8 protein-coding genes are annotated in these 14,684 nt (G+C 56.4%); 7 read left to right on the forward strand and 1 reads right to left on the reverse strand.

What is annotated here, in order from left to right:
• Position 1: 1 nt before the first annotated feature.
• Entirely contained in the window at positions 2-1,189 is a 1,188-nt protein-coding gene (locus CX650_RS13725; protein ID WP_101096123.1) for a KamA family radical SAM protein, read from the reverse strand.
• A 271-nt stretch (positions 1,190-1,460) separates the two neighbouring features.
• Between CX650_RS13725 and CX650_RS13730 the strand changes: the two genes are divergently transcribed.
• The 7 genes from CX650_RS13730 (at position 1,461) to CX650_RS13760 (ending at position 14,625) form a co-directional block, all read left to right on the forward strand.
• Complete coding sequence (locus CX650_RS13730) at positions 1,461-1,973, forward strand: MarR family winged helix-turn-helix transcriptional regulator (RefSeq protein WP_039034750.1); 513 nt, start codon at positions 1,461-1,463, stop codon at positions 1,971-1,973.
• Positions 1,974-2,313: 340 nt separating this feature from the next.
• A complete protein-coding gene (malQ, locus tag CX650_RS13735) occupies positions 2,314-4,578 on the forward strand; it encodes a 4-alpha-glucanotransferase (RefSeq protein WP_101096124.1) in 2,265 nt (754 codons plus the stop codon).
• Entirely contained in the window at positions 4,553-6,823 is a 2,271-nt protein-coding gene (gene glgB, locus CX650_RS13740; protein ID WP_101096125.1) for a 1,4-alpha-glucan branching protein GlgB, read from the forward strand. Before malQ ends, glgB begins: the two co-directional genes overlap by 26 nt.
• Positions 6,823-9,186, forward strand: a complete 2,364-nt coding sequence (glgX, locus tag CX650_RS13745) for a glycogen debranching protein GlgX (RefSeq protein WP_101096126.1) — start codon at positions 6,823-6,825, stop codon at positions 9,184-9,186. Before glgB ends, glgX begins: the two co-directional genes overlap by 1 nt.
• Entirely contained in the window at positions 9,179-11,719 is a 2,541-nt protein-coding gene (locus CX650_RS13750; protein ID WP_101096127.1) for a glycogen/starch/alpha-glucan phosphorylase, read from the forward strand. Before glgX ends, CX650_RS13750 begins: the two co-directional genes overlap by 8 nt.
• Before the next feature lie 33 nt (positions 11,720-11,752).
• Positions 11,753-13,021, forward strand: coding sequence for a glucose-1-phosphate adenylyltransferase (glgC, locus tag CX650_RS13755; protein ID WP_025889422.1), 1,269 nt, complete (start codon positions 11,753-11,755; stop codon positions 13,019-13,021).
• On the forward strand, positions 13,021-14,625 hold the full coding sequence (locus CX650_RS13760; RefSeq protein ID WP_229800033.1) for a glycogen synthase: 1,605 nt from the start codon (positions 13,021-13,023) through the stop codon (positions 14,623-14,625). Before glgC ends, CX650_RS13760 begins: the two co-directional genes overlap by 1 nt.
• Positions 14,626-14,684 lie beyond the last annotated feature (59 nt).

Here is a 14,684-nt window from a genome sequence, read left to right on the forward strand (position 1 = left end):
ATCACTCCTGTAGCAGGAATGATACGTCGGCGCTGCGCCCCTCAAAGTTGGTGGCTATCAGACGCTCGCCTTCCGGGCCTGTTTGCCTGCGGACATATTCCGGCTGCACCGGCATTTTGCCCAGGCCGCCGACGCCATCGACGATAAAGGTGGGAATTGCCGGGCCGGATACCCAGCCGCGGATGCCGTGATAGATTTTCAGCATTCGCTGATAACTGACCTGAAACTTGCTGTTGCCCGGCGCCGGATCCATGGCATAGACGTAATAGGGACGTATGCCTATGGATACCAACTCCATTACCAGTTCCTGCATAGTATCTATGCTGTCGTTGACGCCTTTGATCAGCACACTCTGGTTGCCGAGCATGATGCCGGTTTCCCTGAGCATGGCGATATGTTTGCTGAATAAGGGGGTGATTTCTCTGGGGTGGTTTACTTGGGTGTTGATCAGTGTGACTCGGTTACGCTTCAGTACCCGGCACAACTCGGGGGTGACCCGGGTAGGAAGCTGCGCCAATAAACGGCTGCCGATACGCAGAATTTTCAGATCCGGTCTGGCCTCTCGGATCATCGACAGAATCTCATCCAGCTTGTCATCTGTGAGCAGCAAAGGATCGCCGCCCGACAGGAGCACGTCCTGTACCTCTGTATGTTGGCGCAGATACTCCACCGAACGACGGATCCTGTCCATGGAGATCACATTGAGCGGATCGGACACCATGCGCTTGCGGGTGCAGTGGCGGCAATAGGAACCACAGATGTTATGCACCAGAAACAACACCCGGTTGGGATACCTGTGCACTATCGAGGTGTCTTCCGGCATCATGTCATCTTCCGCCAATTGATCGCCCATTTCATGGGGGGCGACCTCCAACTCATCCTGCTCAGGGACGTACTGCAACCGAATCGGGCAGTTGGGATCATCTTTGTCCATCAGCTGGGCTATATAGGGGGTGATCTTGGCGGCAATCACTTCATAAACTTGGTCATCGACCGCGCGAATATTGTTGAATACCTGGGACAGTTGTTTGTCATTCTTAAAGCTCAGCGACAGAGTTTCTCGCCAGGGGCGATTGGCAACATCAAACTGCATCAGCGCCTGATGGCTGGAAAATGGCCGCTTCTCTGTGATGACTTTCAGTGGAATAGGATTTTCTTCGCTCTTGTACTTCAGGCTGGTGGCCGACATGGGGATAGTCCTTTTCTGATAATTAATGCTCGATAATTGATTTGAGCTCTAATTGTTAGCCATCTAATGATTACACTATGAGGTTTTTGTATCAACAAAAGATGAATAATTTGTTGATCCAAAGTTGCATTTGGCGGTGCTGACATTTTGGGAAATGCAGCTATTGAGTCGATGGGCTATGAGTTTGCCGGGCTTTTCTGATAAGCTGGCGCCTTTCGGCTACCTGTGATTTCAGTAGCCCTTTTCGAACCAGTGTGAGTAGGAAGTATTCATGGAAAAGTATGAGCAGTTATTAATCTCGCTGCGCAAAGTGATCCGCGCCATCGACCTGCATTCCAGGCAGCTGAGCAAGCACTCGGGCCTCACCGGACCGCAGCTTATGGTGATGCAGAAAATCGCTTCCATGGGATCGCCGCTCGCTAAACAGGTGGCGACCGAGATCAATCTGAGCCCTGCCACCGTCACCACCATCATCGACCGTCTGGAAGCCAAGGACTTGGTCATACGTCAGCGCAGCCAAACCGATAAGCGCAAGATACACCTGTTGCTGAGTGAGTCGGGTGTTGCCTTGTTGGGACAGGCGCCCAAACCCTTGCAAGAGCACTTTATCAAGCGCTATCAGGCGCTGGAGGCCTGGGAGCAGAGCCAGCTCTTGTCTGCGGTGGAGCGGATTGCCACCATGATGGATGCCGAAGAGCTGGATGCCGCCCCCATGCTGCTGGTGGGACAAATTCAGCCGAGCGATGAGCCGGAAGCTGTGACCCCAAAGCAAACCAAGAGCTGAGTTTTCCTCTTTACAAGCGGGTCGCCGTCAGCGACCCCAAGATTGACTTCTGTTTGAACCCCCGTTTTCCCCCTGGTTGCCCATCCCGGCTTTTGTCGGCGATGTCTTGCACTCAATTGGTGAAAGATTGCACATTCTTGAGTCATTGGTGCAACTCATTTACCTTTGCTGCCTTTTGAGAGACGCTCGCCAAGCATCAGGGTTGATTTCATCAAGTTGCTGAATTGAATCATTAAATACTTGTCACCTGGCTGACACACCTCTGTCTTATTGCTGTTATTTTACCCTGGCATGCTATCTGCTCACAGGGAACTTAAGGTGATTGGCGTGGAGTGCTGAGATGGGACTGGAGAAGTTGCTGTATCTGCAAGGGATAGGGGACGGCTTCAGCGATAGCTATGGGCGTTTTTGCCCTACATCGGCCGACACACGCAAACAGATCCTCTGCGCCATGTGTGGCCCTATACCCGAAGATGCGAGCGAGCTTTGGATTGAGCAGCGGATCCATCAGCTCGATGCCGAACCCTGGCAGCAGCTGTTGCCTTCATTTCAGTGGTGTTATCTCGACAGTCTCAGTCTGAGGTTCAGACTCGAGGCGCAGTCTTTGCTATCCAAGGCGCTGCAGCTGACGCTGACGAGTGAGCTGGGTGAGGAGTTTGTTGTCAGCTTTTCAGCGGCAGACTGTCCGGTGCGTGGCGATTATCGCATCGGTGAGCGCTGCTATTTTGAGCACGAGCTTAAACTGGACGAGGTTTCCGGTAACTGTGGCATTGCCGCCGGACTTGGCTACCACAGGGTGTCTTTATCCATCATTGAGCGTGAGGGCGATGAGAAGCTACTTGCTGTCGGTACCTTGATGGTAGCGCCAAGGCAGGCTTTCCAAGGCGTACTGCAAAAAAATACGGCGCGACAAACCGAGCCTCATCGCAGGCCCTGGGGTGTCAGTGTGCAGTTGTTTTCTCTGTGGCAGGAGGATACTCCCGGCCCTGAGGCAATGGGTGACTTTGGAGCCTTGCTGAAGCTGATAACCCAGCTGGCCCCCAAGGGGCTGGACTTTATTCTGCTTAATCCCCTGCATGCGCTGGCGCTCACCGAGGATGCCTCCCCAAGTCCCTACAGCCCAATAGACAGACGCCGCCTGCACCCCTTGTATATCTCGCCGCTGCTTTGCGCCGAAGGGACGGCACCAATCCGTGATGCTGAATCTTTTGCCGAGCAAACGGCCTTCAGCCCCTGGCTGGACTATGCCCTTGTCAACCGTGATAAGTGTGCCCGCCTCAAAGCAATGTGGCAGCGTTTCAACGCTTTGCCCAAGGATGCTCCCAGGCGCCTGGGCTACGAAGGTTTTGTGCGTCGGGAGGGACTGGCGCTGCAGCACTATGCCTGGGAGCAGGCGAGTTTCGCCACCGGAGATTGGCCCTCAGATGCCAACTTTTATCTCTATCTGCAGTTTGTTGCCGAAGAGCAGCTGGCTTTGTGTCAATCCCGCGCCATAGAAGCTGGCATGAGTATCGGCCTTATCCGGGATCTGGCTGTCGGCACTGTTGGCAGCGGCACTGAGGTGAGTCAGCATCAGAGTCAGTTTTGCCAAGGTGCCAGCATAGGGGCGCCGCCGGATGCCTTTGCGCCCCAGGGGCAGAACTGGGGGCTGACGCCTCTGGATCCCGTCGGTCTCAAGCAAGCGGATTTTAGCCATTTTATTGAGTTGCTGCGCACCAATATGCGCCACAGCGGTGCCATTCGGATAGATCACGTGATGTCGCTGTTTCGTCTCTGGTGGTGGCCGGCCGAGGCCGAAAATCAGATTGAAACTGCAGTCGAAACTGAGTCTGGCAAGCCTGAAGGCGCCTATGTCTATTACCCCTTCGATACCCTGCTGGCGATTTTATTGCTGGAGAGCCAGCGTGCCCGCTGCCTGGTGATTGGCGAAGACCTTGGTCTGGTGCCACCGCAAATCTTAGCGCCGCTTAAGCTTGGCGGGCTGTACTCCAATGAGCTGTTCTATTTTTGCCGTGAGCAGCAGAATTTCCCCGAGTTTGGTGGATTTCGGCCGCCAAATGACTACAAGCCAAACGCCATCATGATGCTGAGCAACCATGATGTAGCGCCGCTCAAAGCCTGGCTGGAAGAAGAAGATCTCAGGCTCAGGCGGGAACTTGGTTTGCTGGGTGCTGAACAATACGCAAGGGAAAGCGATGACCGCCGCAGGGATATTCAGGCTCTTGAAGTTTGGCTCTCGCAATTTTATCCCTTTGAAAACAAGATAAAAGTTGCACTTGAGCCGGACTCTGTCACCTATACCCAAAACGTGATCCATAACCTCGCCGTTACAGTCGCCTCGGGGCGCAGTGCGCTTTTCAGCCTGCCGCTGACAGATCTGCTCGGCGATAAGGTGGCGGTCAATATCCCGGGCACCAGCGCTGAGTATCCCAACTGGCGCCGACGTTATTCGTTGGCCGTGGAGCGCCTCAATGATTCCGAGCTGCTGCAAACCTTGCTCAGGGATATCCGCCGGGTGCGCGAGCAAAGTTGCTGCGCTGAGCTGGAGCGGCTTCGAGCTCAATCAACAGGAGATGCAGATGAAACAGCAAATCGCCGCCAATGAAACCGCGCCGCACTTTAGTGAGCCAAAGCAGGAAAGCCTGGTCCCGGAACTGGACTTTGCCGCCGCCTGCGCCTTGGCCGAAGGGCGCCATGGCGATCCCTTCGCCTGGCTCGGAATGCATCTGGTCGAGCAAAATGGCCGCAGCCGCTTGCTACTGCGCGCCGTGCTGCCCGGCGCCGCCGCTGTCGAGGTGCTGGACGCGAAAACCGGCCGTAAGGTAGCCGAGCTTAACCCTGTCGTTGGCGCCGAGCCCCTGTTCAGTGGTTTTATGGGGCGCAGGGTAAAACCCTTCGACTACAGGCTCCGCATCAGCTATCCCCAGGCCGAGCTGGTGCTGGACGACCCTTACCGCTTTGATGCTTCGCTCGATGAGCAGGCATGTTTTCTCTTCAATGAAGGCAGTCTGCTGAAGGGCTGGCAGTTGCTTGGAGCCAATTGGCTGGAGTGCCAGGGCGAAAAAGGTGTGCGTTTTTGTGTTTGGGCTCCCAATGCCAAAAGCGTGTCTTTGCTGGGGGATTTCAACCATTGGGACAGGCGTCGCCACAGTATGCGCCGCCACCCGGCCTCAGGTCTTTGGGAGCTGTTTTTGCCGCAAATCCAGGGCGGTGAGCACTATAAATTTTTGCTGCAAACCCAGGATGGCAGCTGGCTGGAAAAGGCCGACCCCTGCGCCAGACAGATGCAAGGTGCGCCCCACAACGCCTCGATAGTGCCGATGGCGGAAAGTGATTGGCAGTGGCAGGACAATGATTGGATGGCCGCCAGGGCGCAAAGCACCTGGCACCGACAGGCGGTCAGTATCTATGAGCTGCACCTGGGGTCCTGGCGGCGTAACGGCGAAGGTGGTTTTCTCAGCTACGCAGAGGTGGCAGAACTCTTGGTGCCTTACCTGCAATCTCACGGTTTTACCCATGTGGAATTTATGCCGCTGAGTGAATACCCCTTCGACGGTTCCTGGGGTTATCAACCCGTGGGGCTGTATGCTCCCAGTCACAGGTTTGGCGATCCCGAGGGGCTTAAACTGCTGGTTGATGCCTGCCACAGGGCGGGTATTGGTGTGCTGCTCGACTGGGTGGCGGCGCACTTTCCTTCCGATCCCCACGGCCTGGCGCATTTTGATGGCACTTGTCTGTATGAACATGAAGATCCCCGCCGTGGCCGTCATCCCGATTGGGACACCTTGATCTACAACTATGGCCGCAAAGAGGTGCAGAGTTTTCTGCTCAGCAATGCCTGTTATTGGCTGGAGGAGTTTCATTTCGATGGCCTGCGCCTCGATGCCGTGTCCTCCATGCTCTATCTGGATTACAGCCGCGAAGAGGGCCAGTGGCAGGCCAACGAATATGGCGGCCGTGAGAATTTGGAAGCGATAGCCTTTTTGCAGCAGCTAAATGCGCGTCTCTACCATGAGTACCCTGGGATCATCATGATTGCCGAAGAGTCCACCGCCTGGGATGGCGTCAGCCGGGATGTCGCTGCCGGCGGCCTGGGGTTTGGCTTCAAATGGAATATGGGCTGGATGCACGACACCTTGGATTATCTCACCAAGGAGCCGGTACATCGCAGCTATCACCACGGGCAACTGACTTTTTCCCTCATCTATGCCTATACCGAGCAGTTTATTTTGTCGCTTAGTCACGATGAAGTGGTGCATGGCAAGCGCGCCTTGTTGGAGAAGATCCCCGGCGATGACTGGCAGAAGTTTGCCACGCTGCGGGCGTTTTACGGTTTTATGTGGGCTCACCCGGGGAAAAAGCTGCTGTTTATGGGCGGCGAGTTTGGCCAGCGACGCGAATGGCAACATGACTTCAGCCTCGACTGGCACCTGCTGCAGTATCCGTCTCATCAGGGGCTCAGCGATTGGGTGCGGGACCTTAACCACTGTTATCGCCGGCAGTCGTCATTGTGGCAGTGTGACGGCGAGCCGCAAGGGTTTCGCTGGCTCGACTGTAACGACAGTCAGCACAGCCTGCTGGCGTTTACGCGTATCGATTCTGACGGCAACATGGTGCTGGTTATCTGTAACTTTACCCCTTGTGTCAGGGAAGGCTATCGACTGGGATTGCCAGAGCCCGGACGTTACCGTGAGCTGCTCAACAGCGACAGCGCATTCTACGGCGGCAGTAATCAAGGCAACGCCGGCGGTATGGAAGCCGAGGAGATCCCCTGGCAGGGCATGCCATACAGCGCGCTGATCCGGGTGCCGCCCCTGGCGAGCGTCTATTTCGCCTTGGAGCGTGGCTGATGCAGATGCTTGCAGGCAAACCCTGGCCTCTGGGCTCGACCCTGGTGCATGCAGCCAATGGCGATCCGGAAGGGGTGAATTTTGCGCTGTTTTCGGCTCATGCAACCCGGGTAGAGCTGTGCCTGTTTGAATTCAAAAATAGCCAATGGCGGGAGTCGGGCCGTTTCGAGCTTATGCCGTCCTCGCAGCAGGTGTTCCATGGTTTGTTGCAGGGGGGCGGTGAAGGGCTTTGCTATGGTTATCGGGTGCATGGCCCTTATCAGCCTCAGGAAGGGCACAGATTCAATCCGGCCAAGCTGCTGCTGGACCCTTACGCCAGAGCCTTTTGTGGTCGCTGGCAGTATGGGCCCTGGCAACTTGGCTATGCCATAGTCGATGAGCAGGGCCGGCCATTGGCCGCAGTGTGCCATCCGGGGGATGCTGAACCCCCAGTACCAGGGGCCCCGAAGCGGGAATCCGGCAGCGGCGGAATAGGTGATGACTTATGGGCCGATCCCTGTGACAACGCCTGGGCCATGCCCAAATGCCAAGTGGTAGCAGATACCCGCTTTACCGGCAAGCGCTTGCCGGGCGGGCAATGGCGTAATGAAGTGATCTACGAGATGCACCTCAAGGGCTTCACCGCCGCCATGGCCGGGATCCCTCCTGAGCTTCGCGGCACCTTTGCCGGTTTGGCGCACCCGGTGGCGATAGCTTATCTCAAGTCGCTTGGGATCACCTGTGTCGAACTGCTGCCGGTGCACGCCTTTCTGTCAGAGCCTTTTCTGCTGGAGAGCGGTCGCAGTAACTACTGGGGTTATAACAGCATAGGTTTCTTCGCTCCCCATGGGGCATATTCGGCCTCTGACGACGCCATTGGCGAATTCAAGCAGATGGTCTCTGCCCTGCATGATGCCGGTATCAAACTTGTGCTGGATGTGGTCTTCAACCATAGCGCAGAGGGTAATCGTCAGGGGCCGACCGTCAGTTTTCGCGGCTTGGACAATCTCAGCTACTACCGTTTGCATGCAGCAGATAAGCGTTTTTATATCAATGACTCTGGCTGTGGCAACTGCCTGGATATCAGTCATCCAAGAGTCGTACAGCTGCTGATGGACTCGCTGCGTTACTGGGTCGATATCATGGGGGTGGATGGCTTTCGTTTCGATCTGGCCACCAGCCTTGGCCGTGAGATGCAGGGTTTCAGCAATCGCGCCGGATTATTCGATGCCTTGCTGCAGGACCCTGAACTGCAGCAATGTGTGCTGATAGCCGAGCCCTGGGACATAGGCCCGGGCGGTTATCAGTTGGGGCAATTCCCCAATCGTTTTGCCGAATGGAACGACAGATATCGCGATACCCTGCGGCGCTTCTGGCGCGGTGATGCCGGGCTCTTGCCCGAGCTTGCCAGGCGCCTTTCCGGCTCAGGCGATCTGTTTGAACACTCGGGGCGCGGCCCTCAAAGTTCAATCAACTTTATCTGTAGCCATGATGGATTCACCCTGAGAGATTTGGTGAGTTATCGCGAGCGGCACAATCAGGCCAACGGTGAAAACAACCGCGATGGTCACCACGAAAACTTCAGTGCCAACCATGGCGTGGAAGGCGAGAGCAAAGATGCCGCCATATTGGCCTTGAGAGCGCGCCAAAGCCGTAATCTGCTGGCGAGTTTACTGCTCTCCCAGGGCACGCCCATGTTGCTGGCCGGCGATGAGTTCGGCAACTCCCAGAGCGGCAACAACAACGCCTATTGTCAGGACAACCCATTGGGCTGGCTCGATTGGCACAGGGAAGATACTGAGCTCGGCGCCTTTGTTCGCAAGCTTATCCATATCCGCCGGGATTGCGGTTTTTATGACAGCGATGACTATATTCACACCGATGCCCTCCAGGCTCCCAGAGCCCTGGCTTGGTTTGCTGCCTCCGGCGAGGCCATGACACCCGGCCATTGGGGCGAAGTCCAGTGCCGCAGCTTACAGTTGATGCAGAGCCGTCAGCTCAATAAGAGCCTTCAGCGGGCAGAGAGCCATCAGCTGAGCAAGAGCCTTCAGCTGAGCAAGAGCCATCAGCTGAGCAAGAGCCATCAGCTGAGCAAGAGCCATCAGCCCAATATGAGCCCTCAAGGAGAAAACAAACTTCAGACCGAAGCCCTGCTGATCCTGCTGCATGCCGGTGACAGCTACAGCCATTTTTGTCTGCCATCTCCGCCGCCCGGAGCCGGTGAGCAGTGGCAATTGCTGCTTTCCAGCGAAGCCGGACGGGATGAACAGCAATCCTGCTATCCCACAGCTTCATCTTTCGCCGTTGCCGCCTTCAGTTTTCAGCTGCTGGCCGCAGGTGGCCGTTATCTGTCGTCCTCAGCCAAAGGAGCCAGCCATGACTGACACTTCAAGGAATAGAGTCAAGAGCCGCAGTAAGAGCCAATCGACAACAGCATCAAAAGCCGCATCGCCAATCGCGCCCGCCACTCAACAAGCCCCAGGCCATCTGGCGCACCAAGACTGCGAGCCCTGTGATTCACTGCCGGCGGCCTTTGCCAGACAGCTGAGATACGATCTTAACCGCAATGAGCGCAGGCCTCAGGAGCTCTATCAGGCGTTGGCCCTGAGCGTCAAAGAGCAGCTGTTGGACGATTGGTGCGCCAGTCGCAGCCAGGATGCTTTGTACCAGCGCAAACAGGTGGCCTATCTGTCGCTGGAGTTTCTGATGGGCCGAAGCCTGGGCAACGCCTTGCTCAATCTGGAGCTGACCGACGAGTGCCGGGAGATGCTGCAAGGTTATGCGGTAGCGCTTGAAACCCTGCAACAGCAAGAGCATGACGCCGGTCTGGGGAACGGCGGTCTCGGGCGGCTGGCGGCTTGCTTTATGGACAGCTGCGCCAGTCTCGGGCTGGCGGTCACTGGCTATGGCATTCGTTATGAGTACGGCATGTTTGCCCAGCAGATAGTTGATGGTTATCAGCAGGAGCAGCCGGACCGCTGGCTCAGGGATGGCAACCCCTGGGAAGTGCGAGCCTCACAGCACAATGTGACAGTGCCTTTCTTCGGTCATGTGCAGAGTCATGTTGACCGCGATGGCCGTCGGCACAGAGCCTGGGTGGATACCCAGGATGTACTGGCGGTTGCCTATGATATGCCGGTGCCGGGTTATCGCAACGGCCGGGTCAACACTCTGAGGCTTTGGAAGGCCGAGGCCACGGATGAGTTTGACCTTGCCGAGTTCAACCAGGGGGATTACACCGAAGCCGTGGCGGCCAAGAATCTGGCCGAGCAGATCACCATGGTGCTGTACCCCAATGACAGCAGTGAAAACGGCAAAGAGTTGCGGTTGCGGCAGCAGTATTTCCTGTCCTCTGCCAGTTTGCAGGATCTGTTGACGACCTGGGTTGCCAACAAAGGCCGGGACTTCAGTGAGTTTGCCAAGTTTCATGTGCTGCAGCTCAATGATACCCATCCGGCGATTGCGGTTCCCGAGTTGATGCGCCTGCTTATCGACGAATATCAGCTGGAGTGGCAAGCCGCCTGGGACATAGTCAGCCACTGCATGGCCTACACCAACCACACCTTGTTGCCGGAGGCGTTGGAGCGCTGGCCGGTGCGCATGTTCGCCCAGATGCTGCCGCGTATTCTGGAGATCATCTATGAAATCAACGCCAGATACCTGGAGTTGGTGGCACATCACTGGCCCGGCGACGTGTCACGTCTGCGGCAGATGTCCATCATAGAAGAGGGGGATGAGTCCCATATCCGTATGGCCTATCTGGCAATAGTGGCCAGCTTTTCGGTCAATGGTGTGGCGGCGCTGCACTCAAGGCTGTTGACCACAGGGCTGTTTCGGGACTTTTACGAACTCTGGCCGCATAAGTTCAACAACCGTACCAATGGTGTGACGCCCAGGCGCTGGCTGGCTCACTGTAACCCCCGTTTGACTGCGCTCATCAGCAGTCGCCTGGGGCAGGATTGGCTGAGCGACCTAAGATGCCTGACTGCCCTCAACGCCTTTACCTCGGACAAGCCATTTATTGCCGCCTGGCGTGAGGTGAAGCAGGCCAATAAACAGGCGCTGGCCGAGCTGGTGGCGCAGCGCTGCCAGGTGAACTTCGACCCCTCCATGATGTTTGATGTGCAGGTTAAGAGGATCCACGAATATAAGCGGCAACTGCTGAATATCATGCATGTGATCCATCTCTATCAGCGGATTGTCAGTGGCGATACCCAGGGGATGCAACCACGCTGCGTCTTGATTGGCGGCAAGGCGGCCCCCGGTTATGCCATGGCGAAACGGGTGATCAAATTGGCCAACAACGTGGCTCATATGGTCAATGAGGATCCCAGAGTCACTCCCTGGCTCAGGTTTGCCTTTTTGCCCGACTATAACGTCAGCGCCATGGAGGTGATCTGCCCGGGTACGGATTTGTCAGAGCAGATATCCACCGCCGGCAAGGAAGCCTCGGGCACAGGCAATATGAAATTCATGATGAATGGCGCCCTGACCATAGGCACTCTGGATGGCGCCAATATCGAGATGCTCGAAGAGGTAGGTGAAGACAACTTCTTTCTGTTTGGCCTCAATGCCCTGGCGGTGGAGGAGCTCAAGGCGCACTACTGTCCGGCGCAATATATAGCGTCCTCGGCGGCGCTCGGCGGCGTAATGGCGTTGCTCAAAAGTGGGCACTTTAATCTGCTGGAACCGGGGATCTTCGACCCCATCATAGCCGCCATTGAGTCGCCACAGGATCCCTGGATGCTGGCGGCCGATTTTGAAACCTACCGTCTGGCCCAGCTGCAAGCCGCCAAGGCTTATCAGGACCCTCAGCGCTGGACCGCCATGAGTATTCGCAACACCGCGGTCAGTGGCCGCTTCTCCAGCGATGTCACCATAGCCGGTTATCGCGACCATATCTGGGGCGCGCAGTGAGCGCCTTTTTCTGTTAATTGGGAGCACGCTTTTATGCCGAATCCGAGTCCGCGTTATATCAGTAACCTTACCCGTGAAACCTATGCTCTGATCCTGGCTGGAGGCCGGGGTTCCCGCCTCCATGAGCTGACCGATTGGCGGGCCAAGCCTGCGCTCTATTTCGGCGGCAAGTTCAGGATCATCGACTTTCCGCTGTCCAACTGCATCAACTCGGGGATCCGCCGGGTAGGGGTGGTGACCCAGTACAAGTCCCATTCGCTTATCCGCCACGTGACCCGCGGCTGGGGGCATTTCAAAAAGGAGTTGGGGGAGTCGGTGGAGATATTGCCGGCGTCTCAACGGTATTCGGACAACTGGTATCAGGGCACGGCCGATGCTGTGTTTCAGAATATAGACATCATACGTCACGAGCTGCCGCGCTATGTGATGGTGCTTTCGGGCGATCATATCTACCGCATGGATTACGCCGGTCTGCTGGCCGCTCATGCCGAGTCCGGCGCCGATATGACGGTTTCCTGTATGGAGGTGCCGGTGGCCGAAGCGGCCAACGCCTTCGGGGTGATGGAGGTGGACAGCAGCAACCGTATTCTGGGGTTTGAAGAGAAACCGGCCCAACCCAGGCCCTTGCCGGATAACCCCGAATCCTGCCTGGCATCTATGGGCAACTATGTGTTCAACACAGAGTTTCTGTTTGAACAGCTGAAAAAAGATGCCCAGAACGCCGATTCCAACCGGGATTTCGGTAAGGACATTATCCCGGCCATCATAGAAAAGCACCGGGTCTATGCCTATCCGTTTCGCAGCGCCTTTCCCAACGAGCAGGCCTACTGGCGCGATGTGGGAACTCTGGATTCTTTCTGGCAAGCCAATATGGAACTGCTGTCGCCGACGCCTGCGCTCAATCTCTATGATGCCAAATGGCCCATCTGGACCTATCAGGAACAACTGCCGCCGGCCAAGTTTGTATTTGACGATGATGACAGGCGCGGCATGGCGCTGGACTCTGTGGTTTCCAGTGGCTGCATTATCTCTGGTGCCACTGTGCGCCACTGCGTTCTCTTCAATGAGGTCAGGGTTTGTTCTTACTCAGAGGTGGAAGACTCAGTGATCCTGCCCGATGTGGTGGTGTTGCGTCATTGCCGGATTCGCAAGGCTATCATCGACCGGGGCTGTATTATCCCCGAGGGGATGGAGATAGGCTTCAACCATGATCACGACAGGGCCAAGGGTTTTCGGGTCTCGGAAAATGGTGTGGTGCTGGTGACCCGTGACATGTTGGGACTGCCTGTGGGGTACGAATAATGGCGGCGAAAGTAAAACTGCAGGTGTTGATGTTGGCGGCGGAAAATGCCGCCTTGGCCGGTGCCAAAGTCGGTGGTATGGCCGATGTACTGGCCGAGTTGCCTTTGGCGCTGCAAAGCCAAGGTGTGGCGGCGCATATCATAATGCCGGACTATGGTTTTTTGGCCAAGGAGCAGGGGGCCGATTTTCTGTGCGAGTTTGAATTTGCTTTCGGCGCAGGCACCACCCGGGCGCGGCTGTATCGTATCGCCAATCCGGCGGTTCAGCCTGACTCTCAGGGGTTGTGGATCTATCTTCTGGCTCATGAAGGTTTTTGCAGCGTTAAGCGTGAAGTCTATAGCCTGGATGGCCCTGAGCGCCCCTTTGCCACAGATGCAGGCAAGTTCGCCCTTTTCGGCGCTGCAGTGGCGGCGGCGTTGAAACAGGGGTTATTGCCGCTGCCGGACAGGTTTCACCTGCACGACTGGCACTGCGGCGGTTTTGCCATGTTAAGAGCACTGGATCCCGCCTATCTTGGCCTATCAAAAGTGCCCTGTGTTCTCAGTATCCACAATCTGGCGATGCAGGGTGTGCGGCCGCTTGCCGGCGAGGCATCTTCCCTGGCGGCCTGGTATCCCTGGCTGTTGGCCGAAGGGGCAAATCCCAAGCTGCAACTGGCGCTGGATACCCGCTACCCCGGGTGCATCAATCCGCTGCGGGCGGCGATTCAATTCAGTGATGTTATCCATCTGGTCTCGGCGACTTACGCCAAGGAAGTGCTGCGGCCGTCACAATCTGAACTGGGCTTCTTTGGCGGCGAGGGATTGGAGGCTGACCTGCAGGCCAAAGCCAAGCTTGGCCAGGTGTTCGGTATTCTCAACGGCTGCGACTATCAAAAAGGACTACCGCTCGCTGCCGGCAAGCGGCGGCAACTCAAGTTGCAACTGCCCAAGATAGCCACAGAGGCATTATTGAGTAAACTCGGGCGCAGCGAAGCAGTGACGCCGGCAGATATGATTGCTCAAATCCGCTTGGGGCAGATATCTGAGTCACCGGGAATGCTGCTGACCTCGGTTGGCAGGCTCACTGAACAGAAGTTACTCTTGCTGTGTCATCCCTGGCAGGGCAAGACAGTGCTGGAAGAGCTGCTGCTAAGGCTGGCGCAGTTCAGCGACAGTGCCTGTTTTTGGCTGCTCGGCAGCGGCGATGAGCAGATAGCGGCACTCTTTGGCCGCATCGCCGCGAGTAACAGCAATTTTCGCTTTATCAATGGTTATCATCAGGAGCTGGCCGATGCCCTCTATCAATGTGGCGATCTGTTTGTGATGCCCAGTTCTTTTGAGCCTTGTGGTATCAGCCAGATGCTGGCTTTGAGAGCAGGCCAACCCTGTTTGGTGCATGCCACAGGTGGGCTGGCCGATACCATCAGTGACGGTGACAATGGCTTGGTATTCGCAGGGATTGGGCTGGATGAACAGGCCAAGGCGCTGCTTGACGCCCTGTCCCGGGCCTTGGAGCTCTATCCCACTGCCAACTGGAACGCCCTTAGAAAAAGGGCCTCCGCCAGTCGCTTCTTATGGCAAGACAGTGCCCAACTTTATTTGAAGTTGTTATATAACGCCTGAATTTTCGGCAGCAATGAATGCTGCGCCAAGCTAAGCGCATAAATTAGTCAGGTTTCCAA

The organism is Shewanella indica (genome assembly GCF_002836975.1).
In the GTDB taxonomy this organism is placed as follows: Bacteria; Pseudomonadota; Gammaproteobacteria; order Enterobacterales; family Shewanellaceae; genus Shewanella; species Shewanella indica.